Genomic DNA, 19,362 nt, shown 5'->3' on the forward strand with positions numbered 1-19,362 from the left:
GGGCCTGTACATCGATGAGAAAGACGCTTGCGCTTTTCTAATGCTTTTTCACATTACCGCCATTGACCGTGCATATGTATTGATATATAGTTGAGTGGGTCAACTATTGATGAGGTGAACTAATGTGAATAAAGAAAAAATCCAACTTATTTTGGATCGATATATGGATATTTTTATGTACGGCTCGAAAAGTATTTCTTCGTTAATGTCGATGCATTTAATGGAAGAACTATCATTCGAGCAGTTTTCTCTTGTCCGGTTACTGTATTTAAAGGGACCAATCCGTGCTTCGGAAATAGCTGAAAAGCAACTAGTACATAAAAGTGCGATTACGGTAAGAGTAGAGAAACTTGTAAAAAAAGGATTGGTCGAGCGTCAAAGGGACGAAAAAGATCGTAGAAATGTTTACTTGCGGCTTACAAAGAAAGGGACGGAATATTACGAGCATCTTGATAATAAAATTAATGAATTCGTAGAATCTATCGTAAGAAAAATACCTGAAGATGAAATGGAAAGCTTTTTAAATGTGTATGTAAAAATAGCTGATCTTATAGAGAATTACAAGGGGGATGGAGAATGAGGTCAATATTACGTTTTAGATGGGCGATACTAGCTATTTGGATTATTTTTGCCGTTGTACTTTTAATGAATTCCCCTAATATGGCGAATCTCATTAGAGAAAAAGGACAACTAGAAGTTGCGGATGGCTATCCATCCAAAGTTGCTTCAGAAATTGCGGCTAAGCACTCTTCAAAGGAAAAAGGAACGAGCGCCTTTATCGTTGTTTTTCATGATGATAAAAAGTTTTCCGATTCTCAGCTTTCTAATATTGAAGCGACGATGAAAAATTTGGAAGCAAATAAATCAAAGCTAGGTATCAGTAACATTACCACACATTTTGACGATGATGAGCTCAAGGATCAGCTCATTTCAAAAAATAAAAATACAATCATCGCCTTGCTGGATGTGAAAATGGGTGATAAAGAAATAAGAGTTGTTCGCGAGCAACTAGATAAGGCTATTAAAACGAAAAATGTTGACACCTATATGACGGGAAATGCGTTGATAACAGAGGATGTCATTATCAGCTCCGAAAAAGGTCTTGCTAAGACAGAAGTCATCACCGTCATTTTTATCATGGTTATCCTTTTGCTAGTGTTCCGTTCGGCCGTAGCTCCATTTATTCCGCTTTTGACAGTCGGAATGACATATTTAGTGAGCCAAACGATTGTTGCATTTTTAGTAGATAAGCTGAATTTTCCAGTTTCCAACTTTACTCAAACATTCATGGTGGCGGTATTGTTCGGAATTGGAACTGACTATTGTATATTACTACTCAGTCGTTATAAAGAGGAACTCTCAAATGGCCAGGATATTCAATCTGCTATCGTTACGACCTATAAAACGGCAGGGAAAACGGTTATTTTTAGTGCGCTAGCTGTTATGATTGGGTTCGCATCTATCGGTTTCGCTACTTTCAAACTGTATCAATCCGCTGTTGGGGTAGCTGTGGGTGTATTTGTTTTAATGATAGCACTCTTTACGATCGTTCCTTTTTTCATGGCTACGCTGAAAAAAGTCCTTTTCTGGCCAGTAAAAAAGAATATTTCTCATTCTGAAAGCAAGCTATGGGGGTGGATGGGAAATCTCGCCATCACACGGCCGCTTATTGCACTTGGAATTGTTGCGATGTTTACGGTACCTCTTCTAGTCAGCTACGATGGGGATCTATCCTTCAATTCCCTTGATGAAATTGGCGAAAATTACGATTCTGTAAAAGGCTTTAATCTAGTAGCGGATAATTTCGGACCTGGCGAAATCATGCCAATCCAAGTGATTCTTGAAAATGACGATTCAATGAAAACAAAGGATTACGTCACATTAATAGAATCGATTAGCCAAAAATTAGAGAATCTTGACGATGTAAGTAAAGTCCGCAGTGTAACTAGACCTACAGGCGACAAGATTGAAGATCTTTATGTGAAAAATCAGGCGGATAAGCTCGGAAAAGGAATTGGCGAAGGAACAGAAGGAATCGCCACAATCAAAGATGGGCTGAATGAGGCAGCAACATCGATTAAAGATTCTAAGCCGGAAATTGAAAAAGCAACGTCTGGAATTGGAGAATTAAATACTGGTACGAAAAAACTGCAGTCCGGAGTTGGAGAGCTGCAAACGGCGTTAAGCGCAATCGAAAATGGAATCCGCCAAGGAACGACTGGTGCCGGTGATCTGAAAAAAGGTGCAGTAGAGGCTAGTAAAAAAGCACGAGAGGTTCAGGCAGGCACAGCTCAATTGTTAAAAGGGTATGAGCAAGCCCAAGCTGGTCTTGTTAAGCTAATCAGTGAATATGAAAAAGTGCCACCTTTATTGCAAGGAACTCAAAATACGATCATGTCTCTTCAGGAACCACTTACGAAACTAGTACAAAATCATCCTGAAATTCAAGACGACCCTAATTTAGCTAAAATCCAAGCAATTATGGGTGAAGCTGCCAAACAAGCTGCTATTGCAAATGGAACAGTTTCAGCATTAAATGAGGAATTACAAAAAGTGAATGCTGGATTAAAAGAAGCCAACTCCAACTTAGCTAAAATTACTTCCGGATTAGGTGAATTTTCGAAAGGCTTAGATCAGATTGCAGCTGGATTGGAGAAGCTTGAATCAGGCTTGGGGCAAGCTACGAATGGCCAACACCAAGTTGTGAAACAAATTCCATCAATTGCATCAGGTCTTGGTGAAATAGCAAAAGGCCAGGAACAATTAAAAACAGGATTTGGCGATATGGGTGGACAGTTGGATGAATTAAGTGATGGTCTTACTCAAAGCAGCGATGGTCTTGGGAAAATTGAAGACGGATTTGGGGAAGCCGAAAGCTATTTAACAAAACTTGCGAGTGAAACGGATCTACAACAATCTGGCATCTATATCCCAGATGAACTTTTAACAGATAAAGAGTTTCAAAGAGTATTTGATATCTACATGTCAAAAGACGGTAAAATGACAACGATGGATGTCGTCCTTGATTCAAATCCGTATTCGAAACAATCGATGAACAAGATTTCAGAAGTCGAAAAAACGGTGAAAGATGCAACGAAAAATACAAAATTAGAGCAAGCTAATATAGGAATTGGCGGGGTTACGAGCATTAACCATGACCTAGAATCAATGTCCAACTCGGATTATACAAAAACTGTCATGTTTATGATGATTGGGATTGTTCTTATCTTGATCATTTTGCTCCGTTCACTCGTTATGCCGGTTTATATTATTGCATCGCTACTATTAACCTATTATTCTTCCATTGCAATGACAGAGGTAATATTCGTTAATATACTCGGATACCCTGGAATCAACTGGGTCACACCATTCTTTGGCTTCGTCATCTTGATTGCTCTTGGGGTCGATTACTCTATTTTCTTAATGGATCGTTTCTCTGAATATAAGGAACTCGATGTCAAAACAGGCATCATGATTGCGATGAAAAATATGGGTACTGTTATTATGAGTGCAGCGGTTATTTTGGCAGGTACGTTTGCGGCCATGTTGCCTTCAGGTGTTTTATCGATGCTGCAAATCGCGACATTGGTATTAAGTGGATTATTATTTTACGCATTAATAATTTTGCCATTATTTGTTCCCGTGTTAATTAATATGCTCGGAAAAGCGAATTGGTGGCCATTTATGCCGAAAAGAGATAGTTAACGAGTCTTATCCCAAAGGTTTATTCCTTTGGGATATTTTTTAACAAAATTGTGAACGAAAGAAAAGCCTTTTTTGTAATAAAATCAAGTCGTACCAAGGTTTTATAATGAATTCCAGTATTAGGACTTGGCACTAACATTTTCTACAAGTGTGATTTATGTCATAGTTTGGGTCCCATTTTGATTCTAAACTTGAATTATAAAAGTTCAAGGAGGACTCAAGAATATGAAAAAAATGATGTTTGCTTTCTGTTTAGTGATTTTATCAGCTCTTATAATGTCTGGATGTGGAAGCTCAGATAGCTCCGCAAAAGGGAATGGAGAGGTAAAAGAATTCACGATAGATGCAACGAACTTTGAGTTTGATTTAAAAGAAATTAAAGTGAATAAAGGGGACACTGTAAAAATCACCCTTAAAAATTCAGAAGGGAATCATGCGGTGAAATTTGAAGGTTACAACAAAGAAGTTCAAGGTGATAAAACCATTTCCTTTGTCGCGGATAAAGCAGGAGAATTCAACTATGTATGTTCTATTTTCTGTGGTGCCGGTCATGGTGACATGGTTGGAAAATTAATTGTAGAATAAAAAAAGCTGAGGCCGCTCCAGTGAGGAAGGGCCTCAATATCATACTAATTGTTGTTTTAAGCCTGTAAAAGATATCCTTGGAATTAGATGGTTGCGCTTTTCCGATGTTCAGCGAATAATAGAGAAAAGAACAATAAATCGGGGGTTACGATGTGGTTCCAATCGCTGAACAGGAAGTTCCTATAAAATTTGTAAGCATCATAGGGAAAATAGAGAAAATGACGTTTCCAGAGCAGGGATGTACGTCACACGTAGGGATTGTAAAGGGGGAAAATGGGGTTTTCGTTTTGAAACGCTCAAAGGGAGAGCGATATTCTGGATGGCTTGAGAGAGAAGCATTTATATTAAAAAGTTTAAGCGAAACGTCTCTGCCCATTCCTGTTATTCATGCATTTGAAAAGAACTCCGAGCTCAATGAGTCTTGGATTTTGATGAATTTTATACAGGGTGAAACGATGGGAGAAGCGTTACAAAAAGAAAAGGATTCAGAAAAGCGACGAAGCCTCATTTATCAATTTGGAGAAGTATTGAGGGAGATTCACTCCACTACATGCCCGGAAGAAATCTATCAACCTGACACCATATGGCTGGATAAAATCCTTGATAAGGCTGAAATAGAATTACAGCTTTATGATTTAGATGGTACTCCTGAACTTTTAGAGCAATTAAAAAGAGAAAAACCAAAGAATATAATGCAAACTCTTATTCACGGTGATTTTACCGTCGATAACGTCCTTGTTCATGATGGAAAAATAGCAGCTGTTATCGATTGGAGTGGGGGAGCATACGGAGATCCAAGATTTGATGTAGCCCTTGCTATCCAGCCAGAGGATGACTTTTTTGTTAACGAAGAAGATAAAAAGACTTTTTTTGAAGGATACGGGGAGAGGATTATCAACGAAGACGAATACGAATATTTTGCGAATGGAGTATATGAATTTTTATAAGGAAAAAATGGAGCGGGGGTGGACACCTCACTCCATTTTTTATCCATATTGTTTGACCCTGCGCTGTTTATGAAATGGCGACCACCAATTTACATCCCCAAGCAGCTTCATTAGAGAAGGAACAAGTACCATCCTCACGATGGTAGCGTCGATAAAAATGGCAAGTGCTATCGTAACACCCATTTGTTGAACAGGGATAATGCCGGTAAAACCGAATGCACCAGTTATGACAATCATAATGGCAGCTGCTGACGTAATGATTTTACTAGTCGATGTCAAACCTTCCAAAGTGGCCTTGTCGTTATTTCCCGTTTCAAGATAAATTTCGTAAATCCGAGAAATAAGAAAGACTTCGTAATCCATACTTAGTCCAAACACTATACTGAATGCAAACACTGGAATCATTAAAGCGATATCGGATGCATGAAATCCGAGGTGGCCCTCCTGGAAAAGCCATACGATTATACCGAAAGTGCACCCTAAGCTCACGACATTCATCAAAATAGCTTTTAAAGGAATTAATACTGAACGAAATGCGATAAACAAGACAATATAGGTCGATATTAATATAAAGCCCAAACTGTATACGATTTTATTGATAATTTCATCGAAAATTTCCTGATGGAACTTCGACTCCCCGCCAATTTTTAAAGAGAGATCTGTCTTCTTTTTCTCCCAGTCTCTTACCCAGTCTTTTGCTTTTTCAGAGGAGTTCTTGGCATTAAGCTTCACTTGAAGGAACCCCTCATTTCCATTAGTAAATTGCTCAAAAGCAGGCGTAAATTGAGGGATTTCTTTCGCTGCAATCAATTCCTCAGCTGACATTTGTGTGGCTGAAAAAATGGAATCAACCTCACTGACGAGCGGATCAGCTTGAATGTCCTGAATAACATTCTCCAATTTTTCCAAAGAGTCAACCATTTCCTTCTCACTGCTTGCAACAATATAAACAACCGTCTTATCTTTATCACCAAAGGTTTCTTTATACTTTTCAAAAGACGTTCGCGATTCATATGACGTAGGCAGTGCATCCGCTTCTGGAATAGCTATTCGCATATCACCAATTGGAAGCAAGCCTGTTATAAGTAAGACTATTGCAACAAGTGCCATAACGACAGGTCTTTTCATAACATAACGAGCGAATCTATGCCAGCTGCTTTCCTTTTCTTCCTTTGATTTTAAAATCATCCATTTATTAATATGCGGACCTATGACGGAAAGAAGTGCTGGCAAGAATGTATTGGCTGCAAGAACGGAAGTGAAGACAACCGCTATCCCGCCCAATGCGACAGATTGAAAAACCCCTACTTGAATCAATAACATTCCAATTAAGCCGAGCAGCACACAAAATCCTGAAAAAAGAATAGCGCGTCCTGATGTTGCCACTGTTTTTTCTATGGCATTATCCGTTGCTTTCATTTCTAATTCTTCACGGAAACGATTCACAAACAAAAGTGCAAAGTCAATCCCGAGTGCAAGACCAATCATGGGTGCTGTATTCAAAACAAAAATCGAAAGATCCAATTTTTGCCCAGTAAAATAAAGCATTCCCATCGCGACTACGACACTGACAAAGCCAGTAATCAAAGGAATTAGTGCAGCAATCACACCACGAAAAGCTAGCAACAACACAATTAATGCTATAGGGATGCCAATGAGTTCCGCGCGCACTAAATCATCTTGTGCTGCTTGATTCATATCCTCTTCAATGACCGCTCTTCCTGTTAAACCAACAGAAAAAGAACCTTCGTCTTTAAGCTTGTCCCGTACATTTGCAATATTCTTCGGCATTTGATCTTTATTACTAAACGAAAGAATGGCAAAAGCCCTGTTGTCTTTCAGTTGAGGTAAAGATTGCTGAATCTCCACATCTTTTACTTCTCTAATACGAGTCAAAGTGTCTCCTATGTACGTTGAAAAATCTTGATCTGTCGCATCATTATTTTTTTCAAACAGTAAAATTAAGGATGAGGCAGGAATATTGAAATCTTCATTCATGATTTTTTCGACTTCTTTATACGATCCATCATATTCGAAGCCACTGCCGCCTAAAACAGATGGAAGCTTTAAGGCGTATATTCCTGAGAGAAGGAACAGGGTTGTCCATAATATTACGACTAGCTTTCTGTACTTAAATATTAATTTTCCAAGTCTATTCATTTTACGTCCCCTTAAAAACAAATTCGCTGTTCTTATCATATCGGAAGTACAAATTGTAAGCCAATTATTTCCAGTGTCTATTTTGGAGATAATGTTAGTGAAACGAGATTATAGAAAAAAAGGGGTCAATCCCCACCTCCACTTTTAGATGGTAATCAATTGATCCCGTAGCACTTCCTGCCATCTCGTCTTTGCTATTACCCAACAACATGTAAGAGAATTGCGGCATTTAATGACGACGCAAGGCCAGTGCAACAAGTCCTGAAACAACCGTTGCCAAAGCCACCGGTATTATTGCATCTGATCTGTCTCCCGCAAAGGGCAGAACCAGTACGCCCCATCCCTCTTGCAGGCGTGAAATGATAACCGTCCACAGAGCCACCTTGTGATCTCGCCACGCCGGTACAATAGCGATGAGTGTAACGAGGCCGGACACTAGTAAATAAACACCAAGCCACATATTAAGCGTAGGACTAAAATGTCCCATCGTCGGGTCTACCAGCGCCCATATCCCGATCGCAACATTACCTAAACTCACCAATGCAGGCTAATACTAGCCCAATTCTTGACAAGATTCTACGGCTTTTGCTCAGTTTCTTGGGATGGTTTACTACATCACTCATTGATCTTCTACCCCCGTTAAAAAGTATTTTTGTATATTTGAGCGTTATTTTCAATGAATCTCGTAAAAAACTTATAGTCTAATTACATACTTTATAGGGTTATAGTTTCATCTTCGTAAGAGAGGATAATAGCATAGGCTAGAAACTGACATTTACCACTACAAATATTTCTTAAGAAATAAAAGATGTCCTATTTTCAAAAATGCAGCTATTATCAACTAATCTCAGTTTTTTGGGACCCGATATAAATAAAACTCAATTTGATATAGGCTATGAAAAGTCAAGGTGAAAATGAACGATTTTTTTAAAATTTTAATTCTAATAAGAAAATTCTGATATTAATTCAATGATAAAACAATCGATGGCATGAAGAGAAGCAGAAGGGGAGCATAAAAAAAGGGATCAATCCCCGACCACCGTTTTTAGATGGTAATCAATTGATCCCGTAGCACTTTCTTCATCTGTATAAAAAGAATCGTTTCCTAAATAATCGAACAATCCGCTTTTTTGAAAAAGTTCCATTCCCCAATCTGGCAAACCAGAAATTAAAATGGTACCGCCGGACTTTTTAAAACTTTTAATAAATGAAGCGAGTTTTTCTTCTCCAGTTGCATCGATGGTTGTAACTTCAGACATATTTAAAATAATGACTCGGGGTGGACTTTCAAGCGATGAATGAAGAAGATGTTCAAATGCTTGGGCTGTTCCAAAAAACAACGGTCCTTTAATAGTAAAGGTTTTATAGCGCAAATGAGATGTTAAATCTAAAGCATCTTGTTTTTGATTGACTTGCAGCATTTCGCTTTTCTTTTTAATAAAAGAAAGAATGGCTAGTAATATTCCTACTTGAACGGCTACAGTGAGATTAACAAAAACCGTGAGTAAAAATGTTGTTACGAGAACAACCGAATCGCTCGTCTTTAGCTTTAATAGTTGTTTAAAAGATTTTAACTCAGCCATATTCCAAGCGACAAACATTAACAGCGGCGCCATTGCTGCAAGGGGAATGTGAGAGGCATATGGTGCAAAAAGTAATAAGGTAACTAAAACGAATAGGCTATGAATGACTCCGGAAAGTCTACTTACAGCACCTGATTTAATATTGGTTGCCGTCCTTGCAATCGCCCCAGTTGCAGGAATCCCACCAAAAAGTGGTGCTACAATATTGGCGATCCCTTGTCCAAAGAGCTCACGATTAGAATGATGTTTTTGGTTCGTCATTCCATCCGCTACGACTGCTGAAAGTAAGGATTCAATCGCCCCTAAAGCTGCTATCACAAGGGCAGGTACAAACAGTTCTCTTATTTTTCCTAAAGTAATATCAGGAAACTTAAAATCCGGCAATGATTGTGGAATACCACCGAAGGCAGTGCCAACCGTTTCAACGTGAGTCGGATAAAAAATAACCGAAACTACTGTCGGTATGATAAGACCAACGAGTAAAACGGGAATTCGTCGTGATATCCGAGGCACAGTCATGATCGCAATTAATCCAATGATGGCTGTTAGAATACTATAACCATTCAAAGTGCCAAAATGTCTAAAAATCTCCAGCATATTTTCGTGAAAATACTCTTTCTTTTCCAGACCAGTAAGGCCGAAAAAGTTTCCAATCTGTCCACTGAAAATAATGACGGCAATCCCCGTTGTAAAACCTATAGTCACAGACCGTGGAATAAAATGAATTAAATTTCCAAGCCTGAAAAAACTCATAATGACGAGCATGACTCCTGCCATTAAACCCGCAACCAACAAATTCTCATATCCGTATTGAAGCACGACTGCGAGTAAAATAGGAATAAAAGCTCCCGTTGGACCAGCAATTTGAAAGCGAGAACCACCAAGTAAAGATACAAGCAATCCCGCGATAATCGTCGTATAAATTCCATATTCCGGCTTAACACCTGAAGCCATGGCAAAAGCCATCCCAAGAGGAATGGCCACAATACCGACAGTTATCCCAGAAATGAAGTCCTTGCGAAGGCTCGCTGGCTGATAATCGCGAAAACGATAATCACTGAACAAATGTACTTCACCCCTGAATTTGTATTTTTTATAAAAAAAGAGCAACATTATAATATTAGTGACAAACATTATTGTATCACGGAACTGATGAAATTTCAAAGCGAAGTAAATGAAATAATCCGGCATTTCTTGGAAAACGGTATTATACTTAAGTTATAGCTTATTCATTAATGGCTCTTTTCCCAAAGTTTGTTGCTATTGATGTAAATCCAAATAATGAGTAATAGATTTCATCCTTGAAACTGATATAAAAATGGGAAAAGAGCTATCAGCATAATATGAACCGCTAAACTTCCTTATTAGGCGTAAAAGCCGGCTCTAGGACTTTTACAAACAAAAAAACTTGAAGAAAATAGCCTTCATAAAGGATGTGTTAATAATGAATAACAAAATCGGTATAATTGCGGATGATTTTACTGGAGCAAATGATTCAGGAGTTCAGTTAGCAAAAAAGGGTTTACGAACTTCGGTGGGAATCCATATAAATGAAGAGAAGGATATTGTGAATAATGATGTATTAGTAATGGATACAAACAGTCGATCCTTAGATCCTACTGAAGCGTACACTAGAGTTTTAAAGGCTGCCCAATACATGTTTCGTTCAGGGGTTTCTCATATTTATAAAAAAATAGATTCTACACTAAGAGGGAATATAGGAATTGAATTATTAGCTGTTGAAGAAGTATATGAGCCCGATATTGTTGTCATCGTACCTGCTTTCCCTAAACTAGGACGGATTACAAAAGAAGGTCATCATTATATCAATGGTGAAATCATTACTGAGTCAGAATTTGCAAAAGATCCAAAAACGCCAGTGAATGTGAGCTATATACCTGATCTTCTCTATAAACAAGTGAAGAAAAGAGCGGTCGTATATAATTCGGAAATTATGCGAAAAACAGATGAAGATTTTATACAAAGAATTCATTTAGGTGAAAATTGGATTGTGTGTGACGTAGAAGAGGAAACCGATTTTGCAAAAATCATTGATAAATTTTTGAAAACAGGATTAAAGATTGTTTGGGCAGGATCTGCCGGTTTAATAGATTATTTGCCATCTAGTCTAAGGTTGGTAACTTCTCACCTGCTTGAAATGCCTAAATACTCCATTGGTAAAACATTAACGATTTCTGGCAGTTTATCAAATATTACTCAGAAACAACTTCGCGAAGTTGAGAGAATGCCAAATACATATACGATTAAAGTGGATGTACTCCAAATATTAAAGCAATCCCTAGATATGGAAATGATATTAAATAATATCCAAAATCGGTCAGAAGTTGACCATATCTTATTATATCTAGAATCCAACGAAAGATATCCTCAAGAGCAAGGTTTAGAGATTAGTGAGTGCATTGTTGAGGGGCTTGGGGAGGTGGCGCTGGCAATTTGTGAGAATATTGAATCGGTCAATGGGCTTTTTTTAACAGGTGGTGATACGGCAAAGGCAGTTTGTTCGAAGCTTGGAATTGTTGAAATGGCGTTAATCACTGAAGTTGAGGCAGGTTTACCATTCGGGAAATTACTAGGTTACAAGAGAGAGTTATGGGCAGTGACGAAAGCAGGAGGATTTGGTACGAAATACTCTATGAAACATGCTTTACATTTTTTAAAGGACAGTGGTACAGATGATGAAACCTATGATTGGCATTACAATGGGTGACTCTGCAGGTGTTGGGCCTGAAATTATTTTAAAAAGTTTGGGTCATGCGGAAATCCATGATATTTGCTGCCCCATTGTGATCGGGGATGCAAAAATTCTTGAACGTGCGAAAGCATTTATTCACTCTGATTTGGAAATTCGTTCAATTTCTACATTGAATCAGGCGGAATTTTCTCCCAATGGCATTAATTGTTATGACCTAGACCTTTTGCCAAAACATTTACCAATTGGACAAGTTTCCGCCGAATCTGGCCATGCTGCTTATAAATTTGTGGAAAAGGCGGTGAAGCTGGCATTAAATAAGGAAATCGATGCTATTTGTACAGCACCATTAAATAAAGAAGCACTCCATAAAGGGGGGCACACATATCCAGGTCATACTGAGATATTGGCAGACTTAACGAATACCGAAGATTTTTCAATGATGCTATCAGCACCTAATTTGCGTGTCATCCATGTGACGACTCATGTCGGAATTATTGATGCAATAAAGATGATTAATCCGCAAAGAGTATATGAGGTCATTCGTTTAGCAAATGAAACCTTAACACGTGCAGGAATTGAGCAACCAAAGATTGCAGTTTGTGGGATCAATCCTCATGCCGGAGAAAATGGCCTTTTTGGTTATGGCGAAGAAGAAGAAAAAATTATCCCAGCTGTAAAAAAAGCACAAGCAGAAGGGATTGACGTCGAAGGTCCATTACCAGCAGATACTTTGTTTTTCCGTGCTGTGCGCGGGGATTTTGATGTAGTGGTAGCGATGTATCACGATCAAGGACATGGCCCTGTAAAAGTACTTGGACTGGATGCAGGTGTCAATATTACGGTCGGGCTTCCAATCATAAGAACAAGTGTAGATCACGGAACGGCTTTTGATATAGCAGGAACAGGAATTGCGGACGAGAGAAGTTTGGTGGAAGCGATTCGGCAGGCGGTGGGCTTGGTGCCGAAGGGAAAGGAATAAATAGAAAAAGCCACAACCTATATCGAAATATACTAATATGATGGAATATCAATAAATGAAAAGATTAATTAATTTAAAGATTGATTGAGGAAATCCAGCTTGTGTATTTTTCAGGCTGGGTTATTTTATGTGTTCAAAACAATTTTGACGCCTACTAATTTTCACTCAAAAAAGGATTTTAGAGTTTCATATAGAATTGTACTAACATGGTAGAATGTCGAAAAAGAGCCAATACACTCATCAAACATGAATAGGAGGAATCAATAAGTGAAAACATACCCAAATTACATCGCGGGCGTATGGAAAGAATCCGTCACTGGAGAAACAAGAGAAATCATTAACCCTGCCACTCGTGAAATCGTAGGAAAATCATCCGTTTCAACGGTGGAAGATCTTGATGCAGCAGTACGTGCAGCAACAGAGGCTAAATTTGGTTGGGGGCAGCTATCAGGTGCAGCGAGGGGAGATTATCTCTATAAAGTAGCTAATATACTTGAATCAAGACTAGAAGATATTGCTAAGACGATGACGAGAGAAATGGGGAAAACTTTGCCCGAGGCAAAAGGCGAAACAGCAAGGGGCGTAGCTATTTTGCGTTATTATGCTGGAGAAGGAATGCGTAAGGTTGGAGATGTGATTCCTTCCTCGGATAGTGAGGCATTAATGTTTACTAAGCGTGTGCCTTTAGGTGTTGTAGGAATTATTACTCCTTGGAATTTCCCAGTGGCGATTCCGATTTGGAAAATGGCCCCGGCTCTCATTTACGGAAATACCGTTGTCATTAAGCCTGCATCTGAAACAGCTATTACTGCTGCTAAAGTAATTGATTGTTTCCATGAAGCTGGCCTTCCAAAAGGTGTCGTTAACATGGTTACTGGTTCTGGCAGTGTCATAGGAAATGGAATAGTGAATCATCGGGGAGTCGCGGGAATTTCTTTCACGGGTTCGGACGTCGTCGGAAAACAAATTGCAAAAGGTGCAGTAGAAAGAGGTGCGAAATTCCAACTTGAGATGGGCGGGAAAAATCCAGTCATTATTGCGGAAGACGCGGATCTCGATAAAGCAGTCGACGGGACAATTAGTGGCGCATTTCGTTCGACAGGACAAAAATGTACAGCAACTAGTCGAGTGCTTGTACATAGAAATATAAAACAAACCTTTGTAGATAAGCTTATTTCAGCATCACAAGCTATTAAAACTGGAAATGGATTAGAAGAAGGCATATGGATGGGACCGTGTTCCTCCGAGTCACAAATGGAAACCGTCCTTTCTTATATTGAAAAAGGAAAGAAAGAAGGGGCAAAACTCTTATTTGGCGGCAATAGATTGACAAGTTCAGAGTATGATCAAGGATTCTATGTAGAGCCAACGATTTTTGATGAAGTCGACAGCAAGATGCAAATTGCTCAAGAAGAAATTTTCGGACCTGTCATTGCCATTATTCCATTTGATAATTTGGAAGAAGCTTTTGCATTGGCAAATGATACACAGTTTGGGCTAAGTGCTTCAATTTACACAGAAAATGTCGGTGCGATGTTGAAGTTCATCGATCGAGTTGATGCAGGTTTAGTTAGGATTAATGCTGAGACAGCAGGCGTCGAACTTCAAGCTCCTTTTGGAGGGATGAAGAGTTCTAGTTCCCATTCACGTGAACAAGGTGAAGCGGCAATAGAATTCTACACATCTATCAAAACAGTGTTTGTGAAAGGTTAATTTCAAAAAGACAGGAGATTAGATCATGAGAATCATTCGTTATGCTGAATCAGAAAGGCCACAATTGGCAGCAGTGAAAGAAGATTCAAAGATTTATCCATTGCCTTACCAAGACTTTCAAGAACTACTGAAAAAATGTGATGAACAACAAAAGAGCTGTCTGACATTAATTAATGAAGTGTTACGTGAGATTGATCCCATTCAAAAATCAATAGATGAATTGGACCTTAAACTACCTTTAAATGCCGGGGAAGTTTGGGCTAGTGGGGTTACGTATTTAAGAAGTAAAAATGCACGAAACTATGAATCTCAAGGAAGTGAGCCGTCTGTTTCCTATTATGACAAAGTATATGTAGCGGAACGGCCAGAACTTTTTCTCAAATCTACAGATAAAAGAACGATTGGTCACAATGAACCGCTTTACTTACGATCAGATTCAACATGGCAAATTCCAGAACCTGAGTTAGGGCTTGTCTTAGATGGAGCTGGTGATATTGTCGGATACACAATCGGAAATGATATGAGCTGTCGGGATATTGAAGGTGAGAACCCTCTGTATTTGCCCCAAGCAAAAATGTGGAAGCACTCATGTTCAATAGGTCCCGCAATTCTACTAGCCGAGACGGTTGAGGACCCTTATGACTTTGATATTAAGTGCACCATTTTTCGGGAAGGTGAAAAGGTTTTTGAAGATAGAGCCAGTACTTCTCAATTAAAGAGAAGGTATGAAGAATTAGTCGAATTTTTAAAGAGAGATAATGAACTATTCCCAGGTACTGTTTTGCTAACAGGCACTTGTATTGTACCTCCAAATGATTTTACTTTAAACGATGGTGATGTAGTAGAAATTGAGATTACAGGCATTGGAATGTTGCGAAATCCAGTGGCAGCGCAATAGGGAGGTACAGGAATGGATCATTTATTATCGACTGCCTCCGAAACGATTAAAAATATCCAAACAAAAGCAAAAGGACCCGAAGGAAAACTCCCATTGACCGATTATATGCTGCGAAATGCTCCGAGTGGTGACTTGTTCGGGTTGTCCCAAAATGTTGGCATGGGCTGGTCGCCGAATAATCTGAGAGGAAAAGAAGTATTGTTGCTAAGTACTCAGGGTGGCATGAAAGATAGCGAAGGGTTCCCAATTGCTTTAGGATACCATACGGGACATTGGGAAGTCGACCAATTGATGAAGGAAGCGGCGATGGAAATCAATCGTGCTGGTGGGATTCCGTTTGCGGCATATGTAAGTGATCCTTGTGATGGTAGGTCCCAAGGAACGACAGGCATGTTCGACTCTTTTCCATATCGAAATGATGCGGCAATCGTGTATCGTCGTTTGATTCGTTCGCTTCCTACGAGAAAAGCAGTAATTGGAATCGCTACTTGTGATAAAGGTTTGCCAGCCATGATGTTGGCACTCGCTTCCATGCATGATCTTCCAACTATAGTCATTCCAGGTGGGGTCACACTTCCACCTGAATACGGCGAAGATGCGGGGAAAATTCAAACAATCGGGGCAAGGTATTCCGCTAACGAAATTACACTTGAAGAAGCAGCGGAACTGGGGTGCAGGGCATGTGCAACACCTGGTGGAGGTTGCCAATTTTTAGGAACAGCAGCCACAGCTCAAGTAGTTAGTGAAGCCCTCGGATTATCTTTGCCACATTCTGCGCTCGCGCCATCCGGACAACAAATTTGGAGGGAAATGGCGAGGAATTCAGCTCGAGCCGTTATTGAAATGGAACAACGACGTATCACGACGAAGGATATTTTAACAGATAAATCTATTCACAATGCAATGGTTGTTCATGCCGCGTTCGGAGGCTCCACGAATCTCCTTTTACATATCCCAGCAATTGCGTATGCGGCAGGATGTACAATACCAACTGTAGAGGATTGGATAAAAGTAAACCGACAAACACCTAGGCTAGTAAGCGTCCTTCCGAATGGGCCAGAATACCATCCGACTGTTCGTGCTTATCTTGCGGGCGGTGTTCCAGAAGTGATGCTCCATTTAAGAAAATTAGGCTTGTTGAACGAGGATGTCATGACCGTAACAGGAAAAACGCTGCGTGAAAACCTAGAATGGTGGGAGCAATCTGAGCGTAGAAGAAAAATGAAAGAGCGCTTAAAAAAAGCTGATAACATAGAAGCATATGAAGTCATTATGTCAAAGGAACAAGCTAAAAAGAAAGGGATGACTTCAACCATTACGTTTCCAACTGGAAATATTGCTCCGGAAGGTTCAGTCATCAAATCAACTTCAATCGACAGAGAAAAAATTGATGAAAACGGAATTTTTTATCATAAAGGTGAGGCGAAAGTCTTTACGAGTGAAAGAGATGGAATCAGGGCAATAAGACAAGGGAAAATCGCAGCTGGTGACATCATGATTGTCTCGGGTTGCGGACCGCTCGGAACTGGTATGGAGGAAACGTATCAATTAACATCTGCATTAAAACATCTTTCGTTTGGAAAACATGTAACATTGATTACAGATGCACGTTTCTCAGGAGTTTCTACAGGTGCTTGTATCGGACATGTCGGTCCTGAAGGTTTGGCAGATGGTCCAATTGGCAAACTTCGAGATGGCGATATTATAGAAGTAAAGATTGATACCGTAAATTTAGAGGGAAGAGTCAACTTTTTAGGCACGAAAGATCATCCAGTTTCTCCTGAGGAAGGATCTCGAATTTTGAGTGAGCGAAAACCAAATGAAATTAAACCTGCCGATGGGTTGCCAGATGATACCAGGTTATGGGCAGCACTGCAAAAGGTTAGTGGAGGCACGTGGCGTGGAAGTATTTATGATGTCGATAGAATCATAGAGGTGCTGGAAGCCGGAGAAAAGGCTTTGAGAAAGAACAATGAGATAGAGGTTCTGTAATAGAATGGAATTAGACTGAGCGTAAATAATGCTTAGTCTTTTTTTTGCCAGAAGGAAAATCTCTACTAATGAAGAATAGTAAAAGGATGTATTGCCTCAATTTCTTAGAATGGGAGGAGCTAAAGTTGAGCTATAATTTCAAGCAAGAAGAAATTGAAAACATCATAAAGCATTTCGGAAAAGAATTTTATGAAAAAGTTTTGAGAGATATTGAAGTGTATACCGAAAAGTGGTCGCTCACTTCTTTTCAATTTATTCCTTCCTATTCCGCGAACATCGTTTTTACCTGTCATTCAGAGACATTTGGAAATGTTGTATTAAAAATAGGAAATCCAAATGCAAGAGAAGTTTTTACAGAATTTAATACTTTAATTGAATACGATGGAAGAAGATTTTGCACAGTTTTTGACGCAGATATTGAAAATGGTGTGATAGTAGAAGAATGGATAAAGCCGGGAATTCCTTTAAGGAATGAGAATTCCCTTGAAAAAAGGCTTTTTGTATTTTCTTCTCTCTATAACGATCTACATATCACGCCTGCCAAATCTGAGATATATCCTACATATATGGAATGGGTAGATAAAATAACAGCTTACATGAGCCAGCAAAAAGATTGTACAGAATTATATGTATATATGAGGCATGCACAAGAAATTTGCCATTCATTGTCCAGTGTATACTCACAAAAGATGCTGCTTCACGGCGACTTTCATCATGATAATATATTGCTAGGTAAAGATGGGAAGTATAAAATCATTGATCCAAAGGGCGTAGTAGGTGATCCTATCTTTGATGTGCCGCGTTTTATATTAAATGAATTTGGTGATGACATAACTCCGGAACTGCATGAGAAAATAAATGGCATCATCACCTTTTTTGAAAAAAGCTTGGACATACCTAACGATATAATAAGAAAATGCCTTTTCGTGGAAACGGCAATGGGAATTTGCTGGTGTGTAGAAGATGGCTCAACTCCTGATGAATACCCTAGCCTAGTAAAAACTGTTGCTTTTGCGGAAGCAATGTTAAATCATTAATACAAAAACTACCGCTCACAGAATGATGAGCGGTAGTTTTTTAATCAAACAATTTTATTATAATGATCAATCAAACCGGGCAGCCAATCTTTCAAGTTACTGAATTCGAAGCCAAGTCCCGTTGCTTTGGAATTATCCATCGTCCATGTTTTTGGAATTCCGTATGGCGAGCGGTTTTCATCCGTCACATTTGTTGTCACTACAGCATTTTTCCCTGTTTTTGATTCAATAAGTCTTATTAATTCTGCTAATTGAATATCTCCATTTGCACATGCGTTGATTGGTCCTGTAAAAGCTTGTGTTCCAATCCAGGCGAGAAATTCTCCTGCTTCACGAGCGGAAATAAAGTTAAGCGATGCTTCTGAATTGGGCATTCCAATTTCTTCTTCGTTTTTTATTTTTTTTACATGGAAAAGCAGTCGCTCAGTATAATCTTCTTCACCAAGAACAATTGGGATACGAACTGCCACAGAGGATAATCCTGTTTTGGAAAATAGAGCTGTTTCTGCAAGCTTTTTTCCTTCACCATACGATACATCCTGGCTTTTCACTATTTTTAGTGGGTATGTATATGGATTGAATTCGTCTTCGGAAAGATTATTCCTAAATTCATAAACGGACAACGTAGAGGTGAAAACATACTTCCCTACTTTATCATTCAACGCTTCATATGCAATATTGATATCCTCCGAAGAGTATCCAATTTGGTCATAGACGACATCGAAGTGCAATCCTTCGAAGGCTGATTTCATGGAATCTACATCATACCGATCAGCTATAAGCTGCTTTACTTTATCTCCAAAAGGATTTCCGCTTTTTCCTCTAGTTGCGATTGTCACATCGACACCTTTTGTTAGCAAACTATGAACAAGCTCCTTACCGAAAAAACGAGTTCCTCCAAGTATTAAGGCTGATTTCATTGTGCTATCTCCTTTTTAATTAAAATGTAGTTTTTTCTCTTATATAATAAAACTATTATTTGGTATGAAATATTGCAACTCATTACTTCTTATTTATGAACATTAAAATTTGAAGATGCAGGACATTTAA

13 protein-coding genes are annotated in these 19,362 nt (G+C 39.0%); 10 read left to right on the plus strand and 3 right to left on the minus strand.

The annotated features are described in order from the left end of the window. The first annotated feature begins 124 nt into the window (after positions 1–124). The 4 genes from KHA97_RS19195 (at position 125) to KHA97_RS19210 (ending at position 5,237) form a co-directional block, all read left to right on the plus strand. Entirely contained in the window at positions 125–580 is a 456-nt protein-coding gene (locus tag KHA97_RS19195; RefSeq protein WP_213126360.1) for a MarR family winged helix-turn-helix transcriptional regulator, read from the plus strand. Next, positions 577–3,705 carry an MMPL family transporter gene (locus KHA97_RS19200; protein WP_213126361.1) on the plus strand — a complete coding sequence of 1,043 codons (3,129 nt, stop codon included), beginning with the start codon at positions 577–579 and terminating at the stop codon, positions 3,703–3,705. The genes KHA97_RS19195 and KHA97_RS19200 overlap by 4 nt, the downstream gene beginning before the upstream one ends. A gap of 225 nt (positions 3,706–3,930) precedes the next feature. Continuing rightward, positions 3,931–4,290, plus strand: coding sequence for a cupredoxin domain-containing protein (locus tag KHA97_RS19205; protein ID WP_213126362.1), 360 nt, complete (start codon positions 3,931–3,933; stop codon positions 4,288–4,290). A gap of 152 nt (positions 4,291–4,442) precedes the next feature. Beyond that, complete coding sequence (locus KHA97_RS19210) at positions 4,443–5,237, plus strand: phosphotransferase family protein (RefSeq protein ID WP_213126363.1); 795 nt, start codon at positions 4,443–4,445, stop codon at positions 5,235–5,237. A 39-nt stretch (positions 5,238–5,276) separates the two neighbouring features. Here the strand turns inward: KHA97_RS19210 and KHA97_RS19215 are convergent, their stop codons facing one another. Both KHA97_RS19215 and KHA97_RS19220 read right to left on the minus strand, forming a co-directional pair. Next, the gene (locus KHA97_RS19215) at positions 5,277–7,397 is read right to left on the minus strand and encodes an MMPL family transporter (protein WP_213126364.1); all 2,121 of its coding nucleotides are present in this window, start codon (positions 7,395–7,397) and stop codon (positions 5,277–5,279) included. 1,025 nt (positions 7,398–8,422) lie between these two features. Next, positions 8,423–10,045, minus strand: a complete 1,623-nt coding sequence (locus KHA97_RS19220; RefSeq protein WP_233713633.1) for a SulP family inorganic anion transporter — start codon at positions 10,043–10,045, stop codon at positions 8,423–8,425. Positions 10,046–10,424: 379 nt separating this feature from the next. Here KHA97_RS19220 and KHA97_RS19225 point away from each other — a divergent pair, with 379 nt between their 5' ends. The 6 genes from KHA97_RS19225 to KHA97_RS19250 all read left to right on the plus strand — a co-directional run bounded on the left by KHA97_RS19225 (position 10,425) and on the right by KHA97_RS19250 (position 18,312). Continuing rightward, entirely contained in the window at positions 10,425–11,708 is a 1,284-nt protein-coding gene (locus KHA97_RS19225; protein WP_213126365.1) for a four-carbon acid sugar kinase family protein, read from the plus strand. Continuing rightward, entirely contained in the window at positions 11,677–12,672 is a 996-nt protein-coding gene (gene pdxA, locus KHA97_RS19230) for a 4-hydroxythreonine-4-phosphate dehydrogenase PdxA (RefSeq protein WP_233713675.1), read from the plus strand. Before KHA97_RS19225 ends, pdxA begins: the two co-directional genes overlap by 32 nt. Before the next feature lie 267 nt (positions 12,673–12,939). Then, positions 12,940–14,385, plus strand: a complete 1,446-nt coding sequence (gene gucD, locus KHA97_RS19235) for an alpha-ketoglutaric semialdehyde dehydrogenase GucD (protein ID WP_325167503.1) — start codon at positions 12,940–12,942, stop codon at positions 14,383–14,385. A gap of 25 nt (positions 14,386–14,410) precedes the next feature. Continuing rightward, on the plus strand, positions 14,411–15,283 hold the full coding sequence (locus KHA97_RS19240) for a fumarylacetoacetate hydrolase family protein (RefSeq protein WP_213126366.1): 873 nt from the start codon (positions 14,411–14,413) through the stop codon (positions 15,281–15,283). Positions 15,284–15,295: 12 nt separating this feature from the next. After that, entirely contained in the window at positions 15,296–17,275 is a 1,980-nt protein-coding gene (locus tag KHA97_RS19245) for a YjhG/YagF family D-xylonate dehydratase (RefSeq protein WP_213126367.1), read from the plus strand. A gap of 125 nt (positions 17,276–17,400) precedes the next feature. Continuing rightward, complete coding sequence (locus tag KHA97_RS19250) at positions 17,401–18,312, plus strand: aminoglycoside phosphotransferase family protein (RefSeq protein ID WP_233713634.1); 912 nt, start codon at positions 17,401–17,403, stop codon at positions 18,310–18,312. 44 nt (positions 18,313–18,356) lie between these two features. On the opposite strand, the gene KHA97_RS19255 is transcribed toward KHA97_RS19250, so the two are convergent. Next, positions 18,357–19,232: an NAD-dependent epimerase/dehydratase family protein gene (locus KHA97_RS19255; RefSeq protein ID WP_213126368.1), complete on the minus strand. Its 876-nt coding sequence runs from the start codon at positions 19,230–19,232 to the stop codon at positions 18,357–18,359. Between the last annotated feature and the right edge of the window lie 130 nt (positions 19,233–19,362).

The organism is Lederbergia citri, assembly GCF_018343625.1.
Taxonomy (GTDB): Bacteria; Bacillota; Bacilli; order Bacillales; family Bacillaceae_C; genus Lederbergia; species Lederbergia citri.

Coding starts and splice junctions, on each gene's coding strand:
- pdxA (WP_233713675.1), top strand. CDS start 11,677: ATGAAACCTATGATTGGCATTACAATGGGTGACTCTGCAGGTGTTGGG.
- KHA97_RS19215 (WP_213126364.1), bottom strand. CDS start 7,397: ATGAATAGACTTGGAAAATTAATATTTAAGTACAGAAAGCTAGTCGTA.
- KHA97_RS19205 (WP_213126362.1), top strand. CDS start 3,931: ATGAAAAAAATGATGTTTGCTTTCTGTTTAGTGATTTTATCAGCTCTT.
- KHA97_RS19255 (WP_213126368.1), bottom strand. CDS start 19,232: ATGAAATCAGCCTTAATACTTGGAGGAACTCGTTTTTTCGGTAAGGAG.
- KHA97_RS19240 (WP_213126366.1), top strand. CDS start 14,411: ATGAGAATCATTCGTTATGCTGAATCAGAAAGGCCACAATTGGCAGCA.
- KHA97_RS19225 (WP_213126365.1), top strand. CDS start 10,425: ATGAATAACAAAATCGGTATAATTGCGGATGATTTTACTGGAGCAAAT.
- KHA97_RS19245 (WP_213126367.1), top strand. CDS start 15,296: ATGGATCATTTATTATCGACTGCCTCCGAAACGATTAAAAATATCCAA.
- KHA97_RS19200 (WP_213126361.1), top strand. CDS start 577: ATGAGGTCAATATTACGTTTTAGATGGGCGATACTAGCTATTTGGATT.